The sequence below is a fragment of the Enterococcus sp. ARL09-542 genome, assembly GCF_005234805.1.
In the GTDB taxonomy this organism is placed as follows: Bacteria; Bacillota; Bacilli; order Lactobacillales; family Enterococcaceae; genus Enterococcus_D; species Enterococcus_D gallinarum.
Window position 1 is genome coordinate 12,844 of record NZ_QPQX01000016.1, and the last position, 17,073, is coordinate 29,916.

Sequence of the window (17,073 nt, forward strand, 5' to 3'; positions counted from 1 at the left end):
CTCCTAATATTTGATCACTTCTTATAGATTGATTGCTTCTCCACCAGTTACTCCATAAATTTGAGCTGTTACATAGCTTGCTTTGTTCGACGCCAGAAAAACATACACAGGTGCTAACTCGGCTGGTTGTCCTGCACGTTGTAACAACGAATTTTGGCCAAATTCAGGTAACTGATCCTGAGGTTGTCCATGATCCAACTGTAGAGGTGTCCAAATTGGGCCTGGTGCTACACCGTTTACTCTAATTCCCTTTTCAGCAAACTGTTTTGCCAAACTAACTGTGAAACTAGCAATAGCAGCCTTAGTTGCAGCATAATCCATTAAATGAGCACTTGGACTAAAAGCTTGAACAGAAGTCGTTGTCACAATGGCCCCACCTGCTGGGAGATGAGGTTCTGCAGCTTTAACTAAAGCAAACATGGATAATATATTCACCATGAACGTATCTTTTACTTGCTCAAAGGGTAATTCTGAAATAGAGGGACGTGTGATTTGTTGCGCAGCGTTCAAAACAAGCGTATCCAAACCGCCTAGCCCTTTTACTGCTTTTTCAACGATTTCTTGAGGAGCTGCTTCATCTCTCAGATCATATGGTAATAGGATAGCTTTACGTCCAGCATGTTCGATATAGTGAGCAACTTCCTCGGCATCTTTTTCTTCTCCTGGAAAAAAATGTAAGGCGATATCGGCCCCTTCTCGTGCAAAAGCAATGGCTGCCGCTCGACCAATTCCTGAATCTCCACCCGTAATCAGTACCCGTCGATTTTCTAATTGATTTGTTCCTTCATATGTTTCTTCTCCACAATCCGGCTCAGGCATCATTTCTTCTTGCAAAGCAGGAGTATCTTGATCCTGTTTTTTAAATTTACCTGTTTGATAAAGTTCGCGCGGATCATTCAAAATAGGTTCACTCATCTTACATCCTCCTTTTGTCTATAACAAAATTCTAAACCATTAAATTTTTTTTTGGAAATATAACGCTTATTTAATTTTAAAATCAAAAATAATTTCAATAAAAAATGAGCAAAGAAAGCGTACACAAAGAGGGTTTTAATAAGGATATAGAAGGTAAAATAATTTATTTCTCTTTCCGTACTGAAATTCAATTTTTTCCATATTTTGGCAAAAGTAGGTAAACTAAAAGAAAAAAGGGGGAGTACAAAATGCCTTGGAATATGAAAGATTATCCTGCTTCAATGAAAAACTTGGATCCGTTGGTTCGAAAAAAAGCAATTGATATTGCAAATGCTTTGTTGAATGATGGCTATACAGACGATCGGGCAATTCCTATTGCTACTAGCCAAGCGGAAAAATGGCTAGAAAATGCCAGTGAAGAAGAAAAGAAAGAATTTCGTAAGGAAAAAAATCCTCAAAAAGATGATCCGCATACCAAAAATAAAAATGCAAAAAAACTTCTGACAGCCAATGTTCAAGTAAAATTTGAAGAAGATAAATGGATTGTTTTATCTGAAGGCGCTAAACGAGCTAGTGATCATTTTAATATTAAAGAAGATGCCATTGCTCGGGCAAAAGAAATCGCTGAAAATAAAAAAACTGGTGTAGAAGTATTTAAAAAAGACGGTAGTCACCAAAAAGATTACGACTTTTCCGAATAAAAAAACCAGCCTCTTTAGGCTGGTTCTGTTATTTTCGCAATCTTTCCTTGTTCGATGTAGACCATCAATATACTTATGTCGGCTGGATTTACGCCACTAATTCGGCTGGCCTGAGCGATGGTTTCTGGTTGTATTTTTTGTAGTTTTTGTTTTGCTTCAGTTGCAAGACCATTGATTGCTTCATAATCAATGTTTTCAGGAATCCGTTTTGCTTCCATGCGTTTTAGTTTTTCTACTTTTTCAAGGGCTTTTTTGATATATCCTTCATATTTGATCTGAATCTCTACTTGCTCAATTTCCTTCGGCTTTAATGCAGGGTTTGCTTCGATAAACTGCAAGAGTTCTTGATAATTTACTTCTGGACGGCGTAGAAATTCATTTGCTAGAACACCATCTTTTAATGGAGCGGTTCCTTTCTCTTTGAGGAAAGTTTGAACAGATGGTGTTGGTTTGATACGTACTTTTTTTAGACGTTGGATTTCCTCTTCTACAGCTGTTTTTTTTGTTAGATAGGCTTGGTATTGTGGCTCTTCCACTAAGCCAATTTGGTGTCCGACTTCTGTTAGACGAAGATCCGCATTATCGTGACGCAGCAACAACCGATATTCTGCTCTCGATGTCAATAGACGGTATGGCTCATTAGTCCCTTTTGTTACTAGATCATCGATCATTACTCCGATGTATCCATCACTACGTTTCATAATAAAAGGCTCTTTTCCTTGAATCTTAAGAGCAGCATTTATGCCAGCAATCAATCCTTGACCCGCTGCTTCTTCATATCCGCTCGTTCCATTTGTTTGTCCTGCTGTAAAAAGGTTAGCGATGACTTTTGTTTCTAACGTTGGTCGTAACTGATGTGGTACTACAACATCATATTCAATAGCATAACCCGTACGCATCATCTCAACTTTTTCAAGCCCGGCAATCGAATGGAGCATATTGACTTGGACGTCTTCTGGAAGAGAAGTTGAAAGTCCTTGGACATACACTTCTTCGGTATCTAAACCTTCTGGCTCTAAAAATAATTGGTGGCGTGATTTATCGGCAAAACGTACGATTTTGTCCTCGATCGAAGGGCAGTACCTTGCTCCAACCCCTTCAACGATTCCAGTAAACATTGGTGCACGATGAATATTATCATTAATGATTTGATGTGTATGTTCATTGGTATAGGTTAACCAGCAAGGTTCTTGATTGGTTTTGTATTGGCTATCTGGTGTACTGTAACTAAAGTGATTAGGGGCTTCGTCACCGGGTTGGATCTCAGTTACATCATAGTTGATGGTACTTGACTTCACACGTGGCGGCGTACCAGTTTTGAAGCGCGCAATTTCTAAACCTAACTCTTTTAAATGATCAGCAAGTCCAATGGATGGTTGAGAATTATTAGGTCCCGAAGAATATTTTAGTTCACCAATAATAATTTCCCCACGTAGCGCAGTTCCAGCAGTAATGATCACCGATTTTGCTTGGTAACGAGCTCCAGTTGCAGTAACAACGCCTTTACAAATACCATCCTCAACAATCAATTTCTCTACAATACCCTGGCGTAATGTCAAATTTTGCTCCATTTCAATGGTTTTTTTCATTTCAGAAGCATAGGCATGTTTATCTGCTTGTGCACGCAATGCACGCACAGCCGGTCCTTTACCTGTATTCAACATTCTCATTTGAATGTATGTTTTGTCGATGTTCTTCCCCATCTCGCCCCCGAGAGCATCAATCTCTCTAACAACTACACCTTTAGCAGGACCTCCTACTGATGGATTACAAGGCATAAATGCAACCATATCTAAATTGATGGTTAACAATAATGTTTTACACCCCATACGGCTAGCTGCAAGAGCAGCCTCTGATCCAGCATGACCTGCACCAACTACTATGACTTCATATTCTTCTGCTTGATATTCTTGCATCGTATTCTCCTTTGGTAATTTTATTTTCCTAAACAAAATTGACTAAATAACTGCGTAATTAATTCATCTTGAACACTATCTCCAACAATTTCACCTAAATAATCCCAGCAACGAGTCATGTCGATTTGCACAAGATCAACAGGCATCCCACTTTCAATTCCTTGAATCACTTCTGCTAATGAATGTTCTGCTTTTTCCAATAATGCAATATGACGAGTGTTTGAGAGATAAGAAGCATCTTTGTCTCCTGTATTTCCACCAAAAAACAAGTCAGCTATTGCTTGTTCAAGTTGATCCAATCCTTCACTCGTTAATACCGAAATAGGAAGAGCAGGCTCATTCTCTAAATAGGGCACTAAATCTTCTTGATTGATTCTTGAAGGTAAATCTGTTTTATTTAGCAAAATGATTCGTTTATTTCCAGATGTAATATCCAATAATTGTTTATCTTCTGTCGTGAGTGACTCACTTTGATTTAGTACTAATAAAATCAAATCCGCTTCACTGAGTGCTTTGCGACTACGTTCAACACCAATTTTCTCAACGATATCTTCTGTTTCACGAATTCCTGCGGTATCAACTAACTTTAAAGGCACACCACGTACGTTTACATACTCTTCAATAACATCTCTAGTAGTACCTGCAATATCTGTTACAATTGCTTTCTCTTCCCGTAATAAGTGATTTAGCAGACTTGACTTGCCTACGTTTGGCCGACCAATAATTGCTGTACTGAGACCTTCTCGTAAAATTTTTCCTTGCTGTGCTGTCTGTAAAAGAGCTTGTATCTGTTTCTGGACTTGATTTGCCTTTTCTAATAATAAACGTGTTGTCAATTCTTCGACATCATCATATTCTGGATAATCGATATTTACTTCTACCTGTGCCAATGTCTCTAAGATCTCTTGCCGTAGTTGTCGGATCAATCTTGAGAGGTTACCATCTAATTGGTTGATAGCGAGATTCATTGCTTTATCAGTTTTTGCACGAATCAAATCCATCACTGCTTCAGCTTGAGATAAATCAACACGCCCATTAAGAAAAGCACGCTTTGTAAACTCTCCCGGTTCAGCCAACCGTGCTCCTTGACGCAAAACTAATTGCAAAATTTGATTAACGACAACAATCCCGCCGTGACAATTGATTTCTACTATATCTTCTCTAGTAAAAGTTTTTGGTTTTCTCATGATCGATACCATAACTTCATCCATCATTTGATACTTCTCAGGGTCAAAAATATGGCCATAATGTATCGTGTGGCTACTCACATCTATTAGTTTTTTCTTTCCTGATTGAAAGACAGCATCTGCTATGGAAATTGCTTGTTCACCACTTAATCGAACAATACTGATCGCTCCTTCACCAGGGGGCGTAGATATTGCTGCAATCGTATCAAATTCCTGCGTAATACTCACCATACTAAAGCTCCTCCTAATTTTTCGCATAAAAAAAGCGCCCACTCCACCCGTCAAACTCATAACGGATAGACTTAGCACTTTGACTGCTTGTCATATAAAATTCTGGGAATAGATTAGCATACTTTTTATTTTGTCGCAAGTCTACTTGGTAAACTTTTAATCTTTTGCATCAAACACTAAAAACATTTAAAATAAAGGAAACAATAAGAAATGAGGGATTTTTATGGATACGTCCAAAAAAATAGATACTTCTTCTCGCATCAAGGAAATCATTCTTTCTACCGGAAATGTCAATCGGCCATACATTGTTCGCGATATTGTCTTTGCCGCAGATAAAATTGAAGTAGATTTATTTGATCCTGAAATCGATTTGAATGCGCTTCTCTCTGATGTTGCTTTTCGTCTGAAAGAAAAAGCGCACAGTTATGGTGCTAATGCTGTAATCAACTGCCATTTTGAACATGATCGGATCGTAGAAAACGGGAAAACTTTTTTAGAAATTTTTGCTTATGGAACAGTTGTACAGTTTACACAATCTACAATCGGCGGCTAATTTCCCTCAACAATAAACTGCTAAACCTCGATACTACCAATACAATTAATATAAAAAAAGAGTCCGTGGCAAACGGACTCTTTTTTTCACCAAAGTAAGAACTACTCATCGTATGTTTACTTTGATAAGAATGATTTCTAGTCAAGAATACTTGGTTTCAAATATCTTGTCAATTCCTTTAGACTTAAAAGTTTTTTTTCGCTGGTTCAACCACCAAGTACCGATAAGGCTCGTCACCTTCAGAGTGTGTTTGTATTTGGGCATCCTTACTTAATGCAGAATGGATTTGCTTTCTTTCAAAAGCTGGCATAGGTTCTAAAAAGACTGGTCTACCTGTGCGTTTAACTTTTTCTGCTGTTCTATTGGCCAGACGCTCTAAAATTGCCTGACGCTTTTCACGATAATCACCTACATTAACAACCACGGATAGCTTATTTGCTGCGATTCGATGAATATATACTTGTGCCAGATATTGTAAAGCATTTAGTGTTTTTCCATGTTTTCCAATCAGGAGTCCTTGCTTTTGTGTATCTAGATGAAAAACGATCAAGCCATCTTCTCGTGCTGTTTTTACAAGGGCTGGTGCATTCAATGCTTTAGAAATGTTAGTCAAATATAAAGCAAGATGAGTAAGTGCTTCATCATCAGAAAGATCCTTTGCGTTAGGTTTTTCTTCCGTATCTGCTTGCGATTTTGCAGTAAGCACTGATTCCTCAAGTTCAGGTTCTAAGATTTCTTCAATTATTTCAGTTACTGATTCTGTGATGATTTTTGATTCATCCGCAGCACTTCTTTCAATTGATACGCGGGCATTCTTTTTACCAATACCCAAAAAACCTTTTTTCCCCTCATCCAAAACATCGATCACTGCTTGATCCTTGTTTAAACCTAAAGCATGCAATCCTTCTTGGATAGCTTCATCTACTGTAAGACCTTCATAAATCGGCATTATCTGCAACCTCCTTTTATTTCTTACGTTTTTTCTTAGGACTCATTGCTTTCTTCAGCGCTCTTTCTCGTTCTCTTTCTTTTCGAGCAGCTTCTTCTCTTTCTTGACGAATCTTGAATGGATTATTCAAAATCAACGTTTGTACTACTTGGAATGCATTGGATACAACCCAGTATAAAGATAAACCACTAGCGATATTGATCCCCATCAATAAAATCATCAATGGCATTGCAAAATTCATTATCTTTAAACTAGCATTTGATTCTATTTGACTCATACTAGACAAATAAGTACTTGCAAATGTAAATAGTGCAGCTAATATAGGTAAAATAAAGTAAGGATCTCGGTCCCCTAATTGTAACCACAAAAATTTTCCTTCTTGTAAAGCTGGAACCCGCGAAATCGATTGCCATAATGCCATCAAAATTGGCATTTGGACAAGTAGCGGCAAACATCCGGCATAAGGATTCACATTATTTTCTGCATAAAGCCGTTGCGTTTCTGCACGTAATTTATTTTGTGTTTCACTATCTTTCGATGCATATTGTTGTTGCAGAGCTTTTAATTTTGGCTGCAATTCTTGAGTTTTTCGCATACTCTTTGTTTGAAAATGCATTAAAGGCATGAGAATAATCCGAATGATCAGAGTAAATAGAATGATCCCAATCCCAGCATTGCCAAAAGATAGCATCTTGATCGCTTCAGCAAAGTAATAAACGATATAACGATCCCATAATCCTGAACTTTGCGCATTCACTTCCCCAGTTGCGCTACAGGCAGACAAGACAACTACCAATGAGACGATCCCCAAAAATAGTAAGATACGTTTTCCTTTTTTCACTTAAATAATTCCTTTCCGTTAGTTAATGATTTTAGCAAGCTTTAACACATGCTCTAAATTCGAGTATACTTCTTGAGAAGAGCAATTCGAAACACTTGGACGAGCAATTACGATGAAATCGAGTGTAGGTTTGATTCTAGGTTGCATATCCGTGAGACTTGCTCTGATTTTTCGTTTGATCTCATTTCGTTTAACAGCATTTCCTACTTTTTTTCCTACAGATAATCCGACACGAAAATGTGGCTGATCTTTCTGCAGAACATAGACAACAAATTTACGGTTTGCAAAAGACTTTCCTTTCTGAAAAACCTTTTGAAAGTCTTGTTCTGTTTTTACGCGATATGCCTTTCTCATCTTGGTTCCTTCATTTCTTTCTACTTTGGTTACTCACCTGTCAATAATACCATATTTAGTAAAAGGGATTCACTATATTCCTTAAAAAACGGCATAAAAAAAACCACTGGCATTCAGTGGCTTATGCAGAAATAACCTTTCTGCCTTTACGACGACGACTTGCTAAAACACGACGTCCATTTTTTGTACTCATACGTTTACGGAATCCGTGAACTTTTTGACGTTTACGTTTATTTGGTTGATAAGTTCTTTTCATTTAGTGACACCTCCATCAAAATAATGATTATGCGCATAGACATACTTTGATAGTATAACGAGTCAGACAGTGTTTTGTCAATATAAAATTCACCCACTTTACTGTCTTGTTTTCCACATAAACTAAATGAACTGTGTGTTACTTGTGGATTTTGCATTTTTGTGGATAACTTATTTCCACAAGTTTTTCCTGCTTTTTCCACAAATAAACACCCTTCTAAAAAGTTATCCACATACACTTTTCTAGCTGTGCATAAATCAGTAAAATGCTTTTACATCAACGTATTTGATTAACAGTTACTTGTGGATAAACAAGAGATTATTGTAACAATCCACAAACACTCCTCCTCTGTGGATAACCGTAAATTTGATAAGTTAATTTCTCCTGTTCTTTTTTCCATAGATGTGGAAAAGTATTTTTTTCTAACCTTTTTTATTATAATCTGTGGAAAACTTCTTCCATCCGTGCTAAATTAGTATTATCTATTCTTAGCTATAGGAGGACAATTTATGTCATCTGCTGATTCCATTTGGCGAGATCTTCAGAAATCTTTTAAAGAAGAACTTAATCCAGCAAGTTACAGTGCTTGGATCGAAACAGCCAACATATTATCTTTTGAAAAAAATCAGTTATTGATTGAAGTACCCAGTGATCTTCATAAATCTTATTGGGAAAAAAATCTAGCTGCAAAAATTGTTGAGATGGGCTTCATGAAGACCGGTGAAGAACTAATTCCTAGTTTTGTCACTGCTGAAGAAGCAGAAGCTCTGCAAAAATCGCCTTCTGTTGAACAAACAGTTACTGAAAAAGCAGAAAAAAAAGGAAAAACTATTCTAAACGAAAAATATACTTTTGATACATTTGTTATAGGTAAAGGAAATCAGATGGCTCATGCTGCAGCTTTAGTTGTAGCTGAAGATCCCGGTTCTATCTATAATCCGTTATTCTTCTATGGTGGTGTGGGTCTAGGAAAAACTCACTTGATGCATGCTATCGGACATCAAATGCTGTTAAAAAGACCAAATGCAAAAATCAAATATGTGAGCAGTGAGAACTTCACTAATGATTTTATTACTTCGATCCAAAAGAATAAAATGGAAGATTTTCGGAATGAATACCGAAATGTTGATCTCTTACTTGTTGATGATATTCAGTTTTTGGTCAATAAAGAAGGGACACAAGAAGAATTCTTTAATACATTTGAAGAGCTTTATCGAAATAACAAGCAGATCGTTTTGACAAGTGATCGCTTACCAAATGAAATACCCACGTTACCTGAACGATTGGTTTCACGTTTCGCATGGGGGTTATCTGTAGATATTACACCTCCAGATCTAGAAACTAGAACAGCGATTTTAAGAAAAAAAGCAGAAGCTGAACGCCTCGAAATCCCTGACGATACACTGAGTTATATCGCAGGACAAATTGATTCGAATATTCGGGAATTAGAAGGCGCATTAGTGCGTGTACAAGCATTTGCAACTATGCAAAATTCGGATATTACAACAAGCTTAGCTGCAGAAGCAATCAAAGCATTAAAGTCAAGTCATGGAAGCACTCAAGTTTCTATATTGCAAATCCAAGAGGAAGTTGCAAAATACTACCATATCCATATAAATGATCTCAAAGGAAAAAAACGTGTCAAAGGAATTGTCGTACCTCGGCAAATCGCCATGTTTCTTTCTCGTGAACTAACGGATAACTCTTTACCTAAAATTGGAGCTGAATTCGGAGGTAAAGATCATACTACAGTCATTCATGCTCATGAAAAAATCCAACATCTTTCAGAAACGGATCCTACCATTAAGAATGAAATTTCAGAAATCAAAAACATTCTCTTTAGTTGAGTTGTGGATAAAGCAAAAACATGTCAAAAAGTTATGCACAGGTTATACACAGGCGTTTTCGTTGACGTCTCAATGATATTTTCTAGTTATCCACAATACTAACAAGCCTATTACTACTATTACCTTATTTAATAACTATAAATAAAAGGAGTGCTCCTAATGAAAGTAACTTTAAATCGAACAGAGTTCATGCAAGAATTACAAACCGTTCAACGTGCCATTTCATCAAAAACTACCATACCGATCCTTACAGGTGTTAAATTAGTTCTAACTGATAAAGGTTTAACTCTGACAGGAAGTAATGCTGATATTTCAATTGAGACTTTTTTAAGCGTAGAGAAAGAAAAAGTTCAAATGAAAATTGAACAAACAGGAGCAATTATTTTACAAGCACGATTTTTTAGTGAAATCATTCGTCGCTTACCGGATAATACTGTTACGCTGGAAGTGATAGAAAATAACCAAGTAGCAATAACTTCAGGGAAAGCTAACTTTACTGTAAATGGATTAGATGCTGATAGTTATCCACATTTACCAGTTGTCGAAAGTCAAGATCGCATCGAAGTTCCTGCTCACATTCTAAATAAAATTGTTAACGAAACAGTTTTTGCTGTTTCACAGCACGAAAGTCGTCCAATTCTAACCGGTGTTCATTTTGTTCTTGAAAATAAGAAATTATTAGCTGTAGCTACAGATTCCCATCGATTAAGTCAACGAGTAATTCCATTAGAAAGTGGGGAAGCGAATTTCAACATCGTTATTCCTGGGAAAAGTTTGACTGAATTGTCCCGTTCTTTAACAGATGAAGAAGAAGCTATTCAAATCAGTATCATGGATAATCAAGTATTGTTCCAAACCAATACAATGAAGTTCTATTCACGCCTATTAGAAGGGACTTACCCAGATACAAATCGATTGATACCATCAAGTTTTAACACAGAAATTGAATTTTCAGTTCCAGAATTGTTGTCAGCCATCGAACGCGCATCTTTACTTTCACATGAAGGAAGAAATAACATTGTTCGTTTGTCAATAAATGAAAATTCTGTTATTTTATATGGGAATTCTCCTGAGATTGGTAAAGTAGAAGAAGATCTATCCTACGAGCAAGTTTCAGGAGAACCATTGGAAATCTCTTTCAATCCTGATTACATGAAGGCGGCTCTAAGAGCTTTTGGAGATACAAACATCACGATTCGCTTTATTTCTGCTATCAGACCATTCACTTTGGAACCAACTGAAAGTCAAGGAAGCTTTATTCAATTGATTACACCAGTCCGCACAAATTAGAATTTTTCATATTTATTGTAAATGCATGAAACAAACGTCTGAAAATACAAAAATAGTTTAGAAGGGCTTAAAATCGATTTTAAGCCCTTCTTTTTGTTTTTGCTTATTTTTTATCTAAAACAATCAAAACTTCTCAGAATGAAAATTATACGGATAAATTTGTTTTATTCCTTAAAAAAGAGTATAATAATGGTATACGTTCTTCTATAGAATCGAGGGATAATATGAAAATGCAAATACCTTTAGAAACTGAATATATGACGTTAGGACAAATGTTGAAAGAAGTCAGCGTAATCAGCAGTGGAGGACAAGCAAAATGGTTCCTAGCTGAACATACGGTACTTGTAGACGGAGAGCCAGAGAATAGACGAGGCCGCAAATTATATGCGGGAATGAGGATTGAGATACCTGATGAGGGTACTTTTTTTATGGTAAAGAAGGAAGCCTCAGATGCGTCTGAATAATCTTCAGCTAAATAATTATCGCAACTATGAATCTTTGGAATTATCTTTCGATAAAAATCTTGTCATTTTTTTAGGCGAGAATGCTCAAGGAAAAACCAACGTTTTAGAAAGTATTTATGTTTTAGCGATGACAAAAAGTCATCGAACTACAAGTGAACAAGAGTTGATTCGTTGGGATACAGCTGGGGCTCAAGTTAGCGGAGCTGTGTCTCGAGGGCATTCTACCATACCATTAGAATTATTTTTAACTAAAAAAGGTCGTAAAACGAAAGTCAATCATATTGAGCAAAAAAAACTTAGTAGTTACATAGGGCAATTGAATGTAATTCTTTTTGCCCCCGAAGATCTTTCACTTGTTAAAGGAAGTCCTCAAGTAAGAAGAAAATTTATCGATATGGAAATTGGACAGATTGATCCGATTTATTTGTATGATCTTGTGCAATATCAAAGTGTTTTGAAACAGCGAAATCAGTATTTGAAGCAATTATTTGAAAAAAAGCAAAATGATGAGCTCTATCTCACTGTGTTGACTGAACAATTGATTGAATTTGGCAGCAAGATCATTTTTGCACGACAACGTTTTGTAAAACGATTAGCATTTTGGGCCAATCAACTCCATCAAAAAATAAGTGATGAAAAAGAAGTTTTACAAATAGAATACTTGTCTAGTGTTGGTACTGTAAGTGCATCTCTAGAACAAGTTCAACAACAATTCAAAGATGCACTGGATCAAGTGAAAACACGTGAAAAAATGAGACAGATTTCTCTAGTGGGTCCACACCGAGATGATCTCAACTTTTTAATCAATGATAGGAATGTTCAAACATTCGGATCCCAAGGTCAACAGCGAACCACTGCATTAAGTGTAAAATTGGCAGAGATTGATTTGATGAAAGAAGAAACGGGAGAATATCCGATTCTTTTGTTAGATGATGTCATGAGTGAATTAGACGATTCTCGTCAGTTACACTTACTAGAAACAATTGAAGGAAAAGTACAAACATTTATTACCACAACCACACTTGAACATGTAAAAGATAAAATGTCTGTTGAAGCAGAGATTTTTTACGTAGACAAAGGACACATAAAAGGAGAATAGACTGAATGACAGAAGAAGAAAAAAGTTTAGTTGAACGTGCCAAAGAATATGACGCCAGTCAGATTCAAGTCTTAGAAGGTTTAGAAGCGGTACGCAAGCGTCCAGGAATGTATATCGGATCGACCAGTTCAGAAGGGCTCCATCACCTTGTGTGGGAAATCGTAGATAATTCGATTGATGAAGCACTTGCTGGTTTTGCTACAGCAATTCAAGTAATTATCGAAGAAGATAATAGTATTACTGTTGTCGATGACGGTCGGGGAATTCCTGTAGATATTCAAGCAAAGACTGGCAGACCTGCTGTTGAAACTGTATTTACTATTCTTCATGCAGGTGGAAAATTTGGCGGTGGCGGATATAAAGTTTCAGGGGGTTTGCATGGTGTAGGTTCTTCAGTGGTAAACGCATTATCTACCACATTAGATGTTAAAGTATACAAAGAAGGCAAAGTTTATTATCAAGAATACCATCGGGGAGCTGTTGTCGAAGATCTAAAAGTGATTGACGAAACAGATCGTCATGGGACTACTGTTCACTTTGTACCGGATCCTGAAATATTTACAGAAACTACTGTTTTTAACTTTGATAAGTTGGCTACACGTGTTCGAGAATTAGCTTTTCTGAATCGCGGCTTAAAAATTTCAATTGAAGATAAACGAGAAGAACATCCTGTTCTGAAGGAATATCATTATGACGGCGGAATTAAAAGCTACGTTGAACACTTAAATGCAAGTAAGACAGTTATTTTTCCTGAACCAATCTATCTTGAAGGGGAACAACAGGGCATCACGGTTGAAGTTTCTCTACAATACACAGATAGCTATCATAACAATTTGCTAAGTTTTGCTAATAATATTCATACGTATGAAGGTGGTACCCATGAGTCTGGATTCAAGACAGCTTTGACTCGGGTTATCAATGACTATGCACGTAAGTCTAAGCTAATGAAAGAAAATGATGAGAATCTAACAGGTGAAGATGTTCGAGAAGGTCTTACAGCGGTTATTTCCATCAAACATCCAGATCCTCAGTTTGAAGGACAAACAAAAACAAAATTAGGGAACTCAGAAGTGCGGACTGTAACTGATCGTTTATTTTCAGAGCATTTCACAAAATTTTTGATGGAGAATCCAGCAGTTGGGCGCCAAGTAGTTGAAAAAGGACTGCTAGCCTCTAAAGCACGTCAAGCAGCTAAGCGTGCGCGTGAGATGACTCGACGTAAAGGTGCTCTTGAAATTAGTAATCTGCCAGGTAAGCTAGCAGATTGTTCAAGTAATGATCCTGAGAAATGCGAATTATTTATTGTCGAAGGAGACTCAGCTGGAGGATCAGCTAAACAAGGACGAAGTCGTGAATTCCAAGCGATTCTGCCTATTCGAGGGAAAATTTTAAATGTCGAAAAAGCAAGCATGGATAAAATTTTGGCAAATGAAGAAATCCGTTCACTATTTACAGCGATGGGCACAGGATTTGGAGCAGACTTTGATGTTTCTAAGGCACGTTATCATAAATTAGTAATTATGACTGATGCCGACGTCGATGGCGCACATATCCGAACATTGCTATTAACTTTATTCTATCGCTATATGCGACCAATTGTTGAAGCTGGGTATGTTTATATTGCTCAACCACCACTTTATGGGGTAAAACAAGGAAAAAATATCCATTATATCCAACCAGGCAAAAACGCAGAACAAGATTTGAAGAATACAATCGAGTCATTGCCTGCAACGCCTAAACCAAGTGTTCAACGATACAAAGGTTTAGGTGAGATGGATGACCATCAGCTTTGGGAAACAACAATGGATCCGGAAAACCGGATGATGCTCCGTGTAAGTGTAGACGATGCAATTGAAGCAGATCAAATTTTTGAAATGCTAATGGGCGATCGTGTAGAACCAAGGCGTGCCTTTATTGAAGAGAATGCACATTATGTTAAAAATCTTGATATCTAGCCAATCGTAAAGGAGGAAATAGCTTGAGTGAAGCAAAACAAAATATTCATGATGTCAATCTGACAAGTGAAATGCGTGAGTCCTTTATCGATTATGCGATGAGTGTTATTGTTGCAAGGGCCTTGCCAGATGTTCGAGATGGACTAAAACCAGTTCATCGTAGAATTTTATATGGAATGAATGAATTAGGGGTTACACCAGACAAACCTCATAAAAAATCAGCCCGTATCGTCGGTGATGTAATGGGTAAATATCACCCTCATGGTGATAGTGCGATTTACGAATCAATGGTGCGGATGGCGCAACCGTTTAGTTATCGTTATATGTTAGTGGATGGTCATGGTAACTTTGGTTCAGTCGATGGTGATGGTGCTGCCGCGATGCGGTATACTGAAGCCCGCATGAGCAAATTAGCAATGGAAATGCTAAGAGACATTAATAAAGATACCGTCGATTTTCAAAGTAATTACGACGATACTGAAAGAGAACCTGCAGTATTGCCTGCTCGTTTTCCTAATCTCTTAGTCAATGGTACAACAGGTATTGCGGTAGGTATGGCAACGAACATTCCACCACATAATTTGAATGAAGTAATTGCGGCTATTGAGCTGCTAATGGAAAATCCTGAAGTAACAACGAATGAATTGATGGAAGTTTTGCCCGGACCTGATTTTCCAACGGGCGGCCTAGTTATGGGTAAATCAGGTATTCGACGGGCCTATGAGACAGGTAAAGGGTCCATTACGGTACGAGGAAAAGTTGAAGTTACTGAGATGCCTAATGGTAAAGAAAGAATTCTAGTCACCGAATTGCCGTACATGGTCAATAAAGCAAAATTAATTGAGCGGATTTCAGAACTTCATCGAGACAAACGAATCGAAGGTATTACGGACTTGCGCGATGAATCTTCTCGAGAAGGTATGCGTATTGTGATCGATGTTCGTCGTGACGTTAGTGCTTCAGTTATTTTGAACAACCTTTATAAAATGACGGCTCTTCAATCATCTTTTGGCTTTAATATGCTGGCGATTGAAAAAGGCGTACCAAAAATTTTAAGTTTGAAACGAATTTTAGAAAATTATATCGAGCATCAACAAGAGGTAGTAACGCGTCGTACTCAATTTGACAAAAACAAAGCAGAAGCACGTGCTCACATCTTGGAAGGATTACGGATTGCTCTTGATCATATTGATGAAATCATTGCATTGATTAGAGCATCTAATTCAGATGATGAAGCAAAAAACACAATGATGGAACGTTTCAGTCTATCAGATCGACAAGCGCAAGCGATTCTAGATATGCGTTTGCGTCGTTTAACAGGATTAGAAAGAGACAAGATTGAAAATGAATATCAAAGTTTGTTGGAATTGATTGCTGACTTAAAAGATATTTTAGCTAATCCTCAGCGAGTTTTAGAAATTATCCAAACAGAATTGCAAGAATTAGGTCAACGCTTTGGTGATGAGCGCCGAACAGAATTACTTGTTGGAGAAGTATTGAGTCTTGAAGATGAAGATTTGATTGAAGAAGAAGAAATTGTCATTACGCTGACAAATAATGGGTATATCAAACGAGTAGCAAATTCTGAATTTCGGGCTCAACGTCGTGGAGGTCGTGGTGTTCAAGGCATGGGGATTCACGATGAAGACTTTGTTAAAACGTTGATTTCTTGTTCAACTCATGATACTTTACTTTTCTTTACTAACATGGGGAAAGTTTATAAAGCTAAAGGATACGAAATTCCTGAATACGGACGAGCTGCTAAAGGTATTCCTGTGATCAATCTTTTAGGTATTGATTCAAACGAACGCATCGAAGCGATTATCTCTGCTTCTGGAGGACCTCAAGAAGGACGTTATCTGTTCTTCACGACACGGCTAGGTATAGTAAAACGTACATCAGTTACTGCTTTCTCCAATATTCGGGCCAATGGATTGATTGCTATTGGGTTACGCGAAAATGATGAATTAGTTAATGTAGTAGAAACCAATGGGCAAGATGTGATGATTATTGGTACACACAATGGCTATTCAGTTACATTTAAAGAAGAGCTGGTTCGAGATATGGGACGAACTGCTGCAGGCGTTCGAGGCATCCGTTTAAGAGAAGATGACTATGTTGTCGGCGCTTCTGTGATCAAAGAAGATAGTGAAGTATTAGTTATCACAGAGAATGGCTACGGAAAACGTACAAAAGGTTCAGAATACCCAATAAAAGGGCGTGGTGGTAAAGGAATAAAAACTGCGAATATTACTGCGAAAAATGGACCGTTAGCTGGATTGACTACAGTTTCAGGCAAAGAAGATATCATGCTAATTACAGACAAAGGTGTCATTATCCGATTTAACGCTGAAACAGTATCTCAAACTGGACGTGCAACTTTAGGCGTTCGCTTAATGAAGATGGAAAACGGAGCGAAAGTAGTCACGATGGCCACTGTAGATCCGGAAGTTTCTGAAACAGAAGAAGAAATATCTTCTGAAAGTCAGAATGATGAATAGTAATGTAACTCCAA

Annotated in this window: 15 protein-coding genes; 8 read left to right on the forward strand and 7 right to left on the reverse strand. The window is 37.4% G+C overall.

Annotated elements, in window-relative coordinates; genetic code table 11:
* Positions 1-21: 21 nt before the first annotated feature.
* Positions 22-915 (reverse strand): SDR family oxidoreductase, encoded by an 894-nt coding sequence (locus DVW06_RS14165; RefSeq protein WP_029487361.1) that lies wholly within the window; start codon positions 913-915, stop codon positions 22-24.
* Positions 916-1,163: 248 nt separating this feature from the next.
* Here DVW06_RS14165 and DVW06_RS14170 point away from each other — a divergent pair, with 248 nt between their 5' ends.
* Positions 1,164-1,616: a DUF2188 domain-containing protein gene (locus tag DVW06_RS14170; protein WP_005473095.1), complete on the forward strand. Its 453-nt coding sequence runs from the start codon at positions 1,164-1,166 to the stop codon at positions 1,614-1,616.
* 14 nt (positions 1,617-1,630) lie between these two features.
* Here DVW06_RS14170 and mnmG read toward each other — a convergent pair whose 3' ends face one another.
* Together mnmG and mnmE are read right to left on the reverse strand one after the other, a co-directional pair.
* Positions 1,631-3,532 carry a tRNA uridine-5-carboxymethylaminomethyl(34) synthesis enzyme MnmG gene (mnmG, locus tag DVW06_RS14175; RefSeq protein ID WP_005473093.1) on the reverse strand — a complete coding sequence of 634 codons (1,902 nt, stop codon included), beginning with the start codon at positions 3,530-3,532 and terminating at the stop codon, positions 1,631-1,633.
* Positions 3,533-3,552: 20 nt separating this feature from the next.
* A complete protein-coding gene (mnmE, locus tag DVW06_RS14180) occupies positions 3,553-4,950 on the reverse strand; it encodes a tRNA uridine-5-carboxymethylaminomethyl(34) synthesis GTPase MnmE (RefSeq protein WP_003129182.1) in 1,398 nt (465 codons plus the stop codon).
* 223 nt (positions 4,951-5,173) lie between these two features.
* On the opposite strand from mnmE, the gene DVW06_RS14185 reads away from it, so the two are divergent.
* Positions 5,174-5,503 carry a heavy metal-binding domain-containing protein gene (locus tag DVW06_RS14185; RefSeq protein WP_003129184.1) on the forward strand — a complete coding sequence of 110 codons (330 nt, stop codon included), beginning with the start codon at positions 5,174-5,176 and terminating at the stop codon, positions 5,501-5,503.
* 184 nt (positions 5,504-5,687) lie between these two features.
* Here DVW06_RS14185 and jag read toward each other — a convergent pair whose 3' ends face one another.
* The 4 genes from jag to rpmH all read right to left on the reverse strand — a co-directional run bounded on the left by jag (position 5,688) and on the right by rpmH (position 7,903).
* On the reverse strand, positions 5,688-6,452 hold the full coding sequence (gene jag, locus DVW06_RS14190; protein ID WP_003129185.1) for an RNA-binding cell elongation regulator Jag/EloR: 765 nt from the start codon (positions 6,450-6,452) through the stop codon (positions 5,688-5,690).
* A gap of 16 nt (positions 6,453-6,468) precedes the next feature.
* Positions 6,469-7,293 (reverse strand): membrane protein insertase YidC, encoded by an 825-nt coding sequence (locus DVW06_RS14195; protein ID WP_003129186.1) that lies wholly within the window; start codon positions 7,291-7,293, stop codon positions 6,469-6,471.
* An 18-nt stretch (positions 7,294-7,311) separates the two neighbouring features.
* Positions 7,312-7,647 (reverse strand): ribonuclease P protein component, encoded by a 336-nt coding sequence (rnpA, locus tag DVW06_RS14200; protein WP_003129188.1) that lies wholly within the window; start codon positions 7,645-7,647, stop codon positions 7,312-7,314.
* 121 nt (positions 7,648-7,768) lie between these two features.
* On the reverse strand, positions 7,769-7,903 hold the full coding sequence (gene rpmH, locus DVW06_RS14205; RefSeq protein ID WP_002356012.1) for a 50S ribosomal protein L34: 135 nt from the start codon (positions 7,901-7,903) through the stop codon (positions 7,769-7,771).
* Positions 7,904-8,412: 509 nt separating this feature from the next.
* Between rpmH and dnaA the strand changes: the two genes are divergently transcribed.
* The 6 genes from dnaA to gyrA all read left to right on the forward strand — a co-directional run bounded on the left by dnaA (position 8,413) and on the right by gyrA (position 17,059).
* Positions 8,413-9,750, forward strand: a complete 1,338-nt coding sequence (gene dnaA, locus DVW06_RS14215; RefSeq protein WP_003129244.1) for a chromosomal replication initiator protein DnaA — start codon at positions 8,413-8,415, stop codon at positions 9,748-9,750.
* 159 nt (positions 9,751-9,909) lie between these two features.
* Positions 9,910-11,040 (forward strand): DNA polymerase III subunit beta, encoded by a 1,131-nt coding sequence (dnaN, locus tag DVW06_RS14220; RefSeq protein ID WP_021148899.1) that lies wholly within the window; start codon positions 9,910-9,912, stop codon positions 11,038-11,040.
* A 224-nt stretch (positions 11,041-11,264) separates the two neighbouring features.
* Entirely contained in the window at positions 11,265-11,504 is a 240-nt protein-coding gene (gene yaaA, locus DVW06_RS14225) for a S4 domain-containing protein YaaA (RefSeq protein WP_003129246.1), read from the forward strand.
* Positions 11,491-12,603: a DNA replication/repair protein RecF gene (gene recF, locus DVW06_RS14230; RefSeq protein WP_005473084.1), complete on the forward strand. Its 1,113-nt coding sequence runs from the start codon at positions 11,491-11,493 to the stop codon at positions 12,601-12,603. The genes yaaA and recF overlap by 14 nt, the downstream gene beginning before the upstream one ends.
* Before the next feature lie 5 nt (positions 12,604-12,608).
* Positions 12,609-14,558, forward strand: a complete 1,950-nt coding sequence (gene gyrB, locus DVW06_RS14235; protein WP_005473082.1) for a DNA topoisomerase (ATP-hydrolyzing) subunit B — start codon at positions 12,609-12,611, stop codon at positions 14,556-14,558.
* Positions 14,559-14,581: 23 nt separating this feature from the next.
* Positions 14,582-17,059, forward strand: a complete 2,478-nt coding sequence (gene gyrA / locus DVW06_RS14240) for a DNA gyrase subunit A (protein ID WP_005473081.1) — start codon at positions 14,582-14,584, stop codon at positions 17,057-17,059.
* Positions 17,060-17,073 lie beyond the last annotated feature (14 nt).

Coding starts and splice junctions, on each gene's coding strand:
- DVW06_RS14165 (WP_029487361.1), bottom strand. CDS start 915: ATGAGTGAACCTATTTTGAATGATCCGCGCGAACTTTATCAAACAGGT.
- DVW06_RS14170 (WP_005473095.1), top strand. CDS start 1,164: ATGCCTTGGAATATGAAAGATTATCCTGCTTCAATGAAAAACTTGGAT.
- mnmG (WP_005473093.1), bottom strand. CDS start 3,532: ATGCAAGAATATCAAGCAGAAGAATATGAAGTCATAGTAGTTGGTGCA.
- mnmE (WP_003129182.1), bottom strand. CDS start 4,950: ATGGTGAGTATTACGCAGGAATTTGATACGATTGCAGCAATATCTACG.
- DVW06_RS14185 (WP_003129184.1), top strand. CDS start 5,174: ATGGATACGTCCAAAAAAATAGATACTTCTTCTCGCATCAAGGAAATC.
- jag (WP_003129185.1), bottom strand. CDS start 6,452: ATGCCGATTTATGAAGGTCTTACAGTAGATGAAGCTATCCAAGAAGGA.
- rnpA (WP_003129188.1), bottom strand. CDS start 7,647: ATGAGAAAGGCATATCGCGTAAAAACAGAACAAGACTTTCAAAAGGTT.
- rpmH (WP_002356012.1), bottom strand. CDS start 7,903: ATGAAAAGAACTTATCAACCAAATAAACGTAAACGTCAAAAAGTTCAC.
- dnaA (WP_003129244.1), top strand. CDS start 8,413: ATGTCATCTGCTGATTCCATTTGGCGAGATCTTCAGAAATCTTTTAAA.
- dnaN (WP_021148899.1), top strand. CDS start 9,910: ATGAAAGTAACTTTAAATCGAACAGAGTTCATGCAAGAATTACAAACC.
- yaaA (WP_003129246.1), top strand. CDS start 11,265: ATGAAAATGCAAATACCTTTAGAAACTGAATATATGACGTTAGGACAA.
- recF (WP_005473084.1), top strand. CDS start 11,491: ATGCGTCTGAATAATCTTCAGCTAAATAATTATCGCAACTATGAATCT.
- gyrB (WP_005473082.1), top strand. CDS start 12,609: ATGACAGAAGAAGAAAAAAGTTTAGTTGAACGTGCCAAAGAATATGAC.